General features: G+C 54.3%; 3 protein-coding genes, 4 tRNA genes and 1 pseudogene. All 8 read right to left on the reverse strand.

Features of this window, described 5'->3' with window-relative positions:
• Positions 1-66: 66 nt before the first annotated feature.
• Positions 67-504 (reverse strand): NAD-dependent epimerase/dehydratase family protein, encoded by a 438-nt coding sequence (locus ACMX3H_RS16815; protein ID WP_415211639.1) that lies wholly within the window; start codon positions 502-504, stop codon positions 67-69.
• Positions 505-1266: 762 nt separating this feature from the next.
• A tRNA-Pro gene (locus ACMX3H_RS16820) sits at positions 1267-1343 on the reverse strand.
• Between the two features lie 79 nt (positions 1344-1422).
• Positions 1423-1509: transfer RNA gene (locus tag ACMX3H_RS16825), tRNA-Leu, on the reverse strand.
• Positions 1510-1523: 14 nt separating this feature from the next.
• Positions 1524-1599: transfer RNA gene (locus ACMX3H_RS16830), tRNA-His, on the reverse strand.
• Positions 1600-1660: 61 nt separating this feature from the next.
• Positions 1661-1737 (reverse strand) — tRNA-Arg (locus ACMX3H_RS16835).
• Between the two features lie 122 nt (positions 1738-1859).
• Complete coding sequence (wecG, locus tag ACMX3H_RS16840; protein ID WP_415211640.1) at positions 1860-2600, reverse strand: lipopolysaccharide N-acetylmannosaminouronosyltransferase; 741 nt, start codon at positions 2598-2600, stop codon at positions 1860-1862.
• Positions 2601-2626: 26 nt separating this feature from the next.
• Positions 2627-3967, reverse strand: a pseudogene (gene wzyE / locus ACMX3H_RS16845) (ECA oligosaccharide polymerase).
• Positions 3964-5049 (reverse strand): TDP-N-acetylfucosamine:lipid II N-acetylfucosaminyltransferase, encoded by a 1086-nt coding sequence (locus ACMX3H_RS16850; RefSeq protein WP_415211641.1) that lies wholly within the window; start codon positions 5047-5049, stop codon positions 3964-3966. Before ACMX3H_RS16850 ends, wzyE begins: the two are co-directional and overlap by 4 nt.
• Between the last annotated feature and the right edge of the window lie 157 nt (positions 5050-5206).

Here is a 5206-nt window from a genome sequence, read left to right on the forward strand (position 1 = left end):
CAGAGTATGGCGGAACAGAAGATGAGCGATCGGACAGAATCGGAATCGCTGATCGGGCGACCGGAATCAGTGATCGGATGAAATCAGAATCAGTGATCGGGCGTGACCGGAATCAGTGATCGGACGTGACCGGAACCAGCAATAGCTTGAGGCAAAAAGTATATTTTTGACCTTTTCTTTTGCCACCACGTCAAATAGCTTACGTGTCGCAACCACATTGACTTCGTTACAAATTTCCTTGTCAAAAGAGCACGCCGGATTACCGACAATCCCGGCCAGATGAACAATTTTGTCAATATTGCCGACCGCCTTTCGGAGATGCGCGGTAACTTGTATGTCCCCTTGTTGCATCTCGAAATGGCTTAACCCATAAAAGGGGCGTAACCCGGACATACCGAAGGTACCATTATCAATAACACGAACCCTATGTCTCTGAAAAAGAAGGAGTTCAACCAAGTGTGTACCAATATAGCCCGCTCCGCCTGTAACGAGAATCCTTTCCATATTCCTTTCTCCCTGTACATTGGTTTACCAACCCTGCCTGCGTTGGCAGCGATATCCACTGTCTATACGGCTAACATGCGTAAAATCTTTATTCATATATGATATCAATAAAATTTATATAATTAGGTAATTTTAAATTCTGCGGTCAAGTAAGAAATAATAAACCTTTTATTATTTTATATCATTATAGCATGTCATGTTTACGTTGATATGTGATGCGCTTCTTATTTTTAATTAAGCAATAACCTTTTTTGTACATTTTTATCTTTATTACTAAAACACGTAAATTCATGGCAATTTATTTATTAGGATTATTATTGATTTCACTACAACATAAAACGCCTCTATTTATACAGCAAGGAGAATGGGGATCGCGTTTTCAGCGTCTCATTTCTCTGTTCATAAGTGTGAGCTGATGCGCTTTTGCTGGCTTAAGGCAACGGGTTTTTTTGGCGGAAATTCATCACCTCATCGATTAAAAGAAATCGTGATAACTCGCTCTTGGCAGGGCAAGATGATGGCCATGTCATGACGCATAGCCCCTCTTGAGAACGTTTAGTCCTGTCTTCACCTCAGGGCTAGCGTCATCAATAGCCCTAGCAAACTTGCCTGCGAACGCGGCGCCATTCGAGTCGAGACCGAAACAAGGATTTGCAGCGGTAGCATGGGAGGATGTTGGCAAAAAAAACAGCAAGTCATCATGACTTGCTGTTGTCTTTTACGACCTTGCCTGGCTATCGCGCAACAAGACCTTTGAGAATATGGTCGGCGAGAGAGGATTCGAACCTCCGACCCACTGGTCCCAAACCAGTTGCGCTACCAAGCTGCGCTACTCGCCGAGGTGATACGCCGCGTATGCCCCCGGAACAGACTCAAACGGGGTGCCAACGGGCAGGTAATGCTGACTGTTCAAGGATGTGGTGCGAAGAGAGGGACTTGAACCCTCACGTCCGTTAAGACACTAACACCTGAAGCTAGCGCGTCTACCAATTCCGCCACCTTCGCATGCCCACTGATAATGGGGTGACTGATGGGACTCGAACCCACGACAACTGGAATCACAATCCAGGGCTCTACCAACTGAGCTACAATCACCATTACTGATTACTATCGCAACGCGGCATAGGACTTACCACGGCTCTGCGCACAAACGTGATGGTGCGCCCGACAGGATTCGAACCTGAGACCTCTGCCTCCGGAGGGCAGCGCTCTATCCAGCTGAGCTACGGGCGCGTAGCGCCGTTGCGGATAGTACGGATTTACACGCCGGCTGTCTAGTGGTTTTTCAAAGAAATGATGCGTTTGGTTACCTTTTGCTCACTTGAGTCGCCGCCATGCCCTTCCCCCTTCGCCCGCTATAGGCGTCCGCTGATATGATAGCCCAGGTAACGCAAAAGTTTAAGCTGACGCTGCAGGCGCGACGGCTGGCTTAACAGCCGGTAAAGCCACTCCAGCCCCAAATCCTGCCACACCTTGGGCGCGCGCTTGACGTGGCCGGTAAACACGTCATAAGTGCCCCCTACGCCCATATATAGCGCTGCAGGATGTACCCGCCGACATGCCTGCATCAGTTGTTCCTGGCGCGGCGATCCCATGGCAACGGTGACGATAGCGGCCCCGCTGGCGCGGATGCGTTCTATCAGCGCCGGTTGCGCGTCGGCGGTGAAATAGCCATCTTGCCGGCCGACTATATTCACATTCCAGCGCGCGCACAGCTGCGCTTCGGTCTGCATCAGCACCACCGGACGGCCGCCCAGCAAAAATACCGGCACGCCTTCCCTGCCGGCGCGCGCCATGAGATCTTCCCATAAATCCGCGCCCGCGATACGGCTTACCTCGGCATGGTGATATTTGCGGCGAATGGAGCGTACGATGCTGATGCCGTCGGCATACTTATATTCCGCCTCGTCAAGCAGCTGTTTCAGCGCCGCATCCCGCTCGGCGCTCAGGACTTTCTCGGCGTTAATCGCCACCAGGGTACCGGTTTTGAGCCGTCCGCCGGCAAAAAGATAATCGATAAATTCCGTCTGATCGCGAACCCCCCAGAGGGTCAGGCCGCGGATTTGATAATGGGGAACCCCGTCGTTATTAGGCATTATATTCTTCCCATGGGGGTAATCGGTTACGGCATGGCGCGGTGGTCGTTCAATCTGGCGCTGCGCGGCCGTATTAGCCCCGCATGCCGGAACAGCAAGAACAGCAGTTTGGCTGAGATTAAACACAGCCCGAACACCAGGCAGAAAAACACCACCCGTGATACAAACGCATCCAATCCTTCACGCGCCAGGACTATCATGTTGAATACCGCGCCAAAGCAAAAGGATTGCAAGAGCGAGGCGCGGTAGCGATCGCCCGCTGCCGTTCCGCGCTCATAGAGCGTGTCGAACCCCTTGATGATAAGCCCGACTACGACAGCGCCCAGCGGGATGAAACCGACGCCGCCCATCACGATGAGCGAACCGATAAGCGTGGGTGAAATCGCCAGGCCAGAATAGTTGTTCAGCACTTCCCAGGTAAAATAATTCGCCGTATTCAGCACCAGCGAAGGCCGATCCGGCCACAGCCAGCCGGGAATGAAGACGTAAAAATCACGTACAATAGGTGCTAGTCCCTGAAAATCTATGTGCCCATAGTTTTGCAGTAGCAGCGCCAGATTTTCCCAGGGCGAGAAGGTATCGCGCGTTAAATAGAGAAAAGTATAGAACGCTTCATCGCCGCTGACATTCAGCCCGTAGCGTTTCAGCGCCAGCCAGAACATGCCCGCGATCGCCACTACGCCGGCGCCCGCCAGCATCCACAAGGTGATCCAGCCGGGCTGGATACCGATGAACAAAAACAGCGCGAAGGCAATAATAATATTGGCGCGCGTGCCGCCCACCACGATATAGGTAAAAATACCGAAGGCGACCGTGGCGATAAGAAAGATTGTCCAGCTGCGCCGGGTAGGGTTCAGGAAATAGATCAGCAGCATCGCGGGGATGAAGAAATAAAAGAAACGCTTTAGCGCGACGCCGGAGACATCGCTGGAGAAGATCTGGCTATAGGCATGCAACCGGAACAGCAAAAAGCCGTTATGGATGAAAAACACCATCACCGTTGCTACGGCGATAAGCGCCAGCAGCAGCCACAGCAAATGGATCTCGGTATGGCTGATGCGGAACCAGGGCGGCCGCGGGCGGGCGAACAGCCGGGTTTTGTAGCTGACATAGTAGATGCCATAGAAGGCGGTCGCCGCCAACAGCGATTCCAGCAGGTTTTCCACCGGCACCACCTCGACGCCATAGCGGAACACCAGCAGGCAAGTAAAGGGAAAGCCGAGATAGAACGTCTACAGGTATAACACCGAGAAGAAAACATTAAAATTAAACCTGACCCGCCGGAATTCCCGGTAGGTCAGCGACAGTGCCAACGCCAACGATAGCAAATAGACCACCAGCAAGCCGCCAAACTGCGCCAGCGTCATAGCGGTACCCCCGCGGCAATAGACAACGCCTGACGCCAGCCCTGCAGGATATTCGGGTAGAAAAAGGCGATACGTGCCGGATCCTGCGCCAGCATGCGCCGCTGTGTTTCGTGGATAAGGGCGGGGTCGAGCGAGTCATCGTCATACAGCACCGGCACCTGCTGCGCGACCAAATCCTGGCAAAACGGGTTGTGCCGGCTAAGTACGAATGGCAGGCCCAGCTGGATCAGCAGGCTCAGCGTGCCGATGCTCTGCTGGCGCTGGAAGAGGAAATAGCCGGCGTCGCATTCCAGCAACAGCGCGAGATAATCGTTAAAGGCCAGCTGTTCGGTGAGGATCAGCCCCTGTCCCTCGGGGAAGCAGCGCTCACCTTCCGTGCGCACCGTGGCGATATAGGCATCGTTGCCGGCGGGATAGCCCATTGGCACGATGATCTTGACCGCGCTGCCGAATTGATGATGGATGGCGCGCAGCGCCTGGTAATGGCGGTTGGAGGGATCCCCTGAATCCCCCACCAGCAGCGTGAGCGGCCGATTGCCTGCCTCCGCTGACGCCACCCGCACGATATCCGCCGTCAGCCGGGTAGGGAAATAGAGCAGCGAAGCCGGCACCGACGGATGCCGCTGGCGATAACAGGCCAGATCGCCGCGGGTCGCGAATACATGGCCGACCCGCCCCTGGGCGCGGCGGCGCAGCAGATAGAACAGCCGGTGGCGCTGGCGGCGCGATTCCTCATACAGATCCGCCCCCCACACGTGCCAGCTTATACGCGCAGGGCGGATTTTGCCCGCCAGCATCGCCAGCCAGAGCGAGGGGTTAAATTGGCCGTGCAGAAAATAACGTTCGTCCGGCGCCGCGGCGGCGCGGCGCACCAGCGCTTTGGTCAGTGCCCGCTTACTGTCGAAACGCTCGATATCCAGCTGACCGCAGCCGGAAAATGGCGCGCCGTCCGGGGCGACCACCATAAATCGCCGGGCCTGCGCCGGCGGGCAGATTGCCGCCAGCGTATCATTGAAGAAACGCAGCACCGTCAGATTATGATGGGGGATATCGGATCCCAGCACATGTATCAAATTGCTCATTTTTTCCTGAGATAAAGGTAAGCGCCCCGTGGAGGACGTCTTGAATTATTGGTGGGTTTGTTGTATGGCCCGGTAAGAATATGTTCAACTACGATGCCTAGTGAACCCGCATCCTATAAGGGACGGCTGTCAGATCATGGATAATCCGGCGATGATA

Origin of the sequence: Sodalis sp. (in: enterobacteria), assembly GCF_047607725.1 — a bacterium.
Classification (GTDB): Bacteria; Pseudomonadota; Gammaproteobacteria; order Enterobacterales; family Enterobacteriaceae; genus JBLKSS01.

Bases quoted from the DNA above. Each gene is read 5' to 3' on its own strand.
- ACMX3H_RS16815 (WP_415211639.1), bottom strand. From the start codon at position 504: ATGGAAAGGATTCTCGTTACAGGCGGAGCGGGCTATATTGGTACACAC.
- wecG (WP_415211640.1), bottom strand. From the start codon at position 2,600: ATGCCTAATAACGACGGGGTTCCCCATTATCAAATCCGCGGCCTGACC.
- ACMX3H_RS16850 (WP_415211641.1), bottom strand. From the start codon at position 5,049: ATGAGCAATTTGATACATGTGCTGGGATCCGATATCCCCCATCATAAT.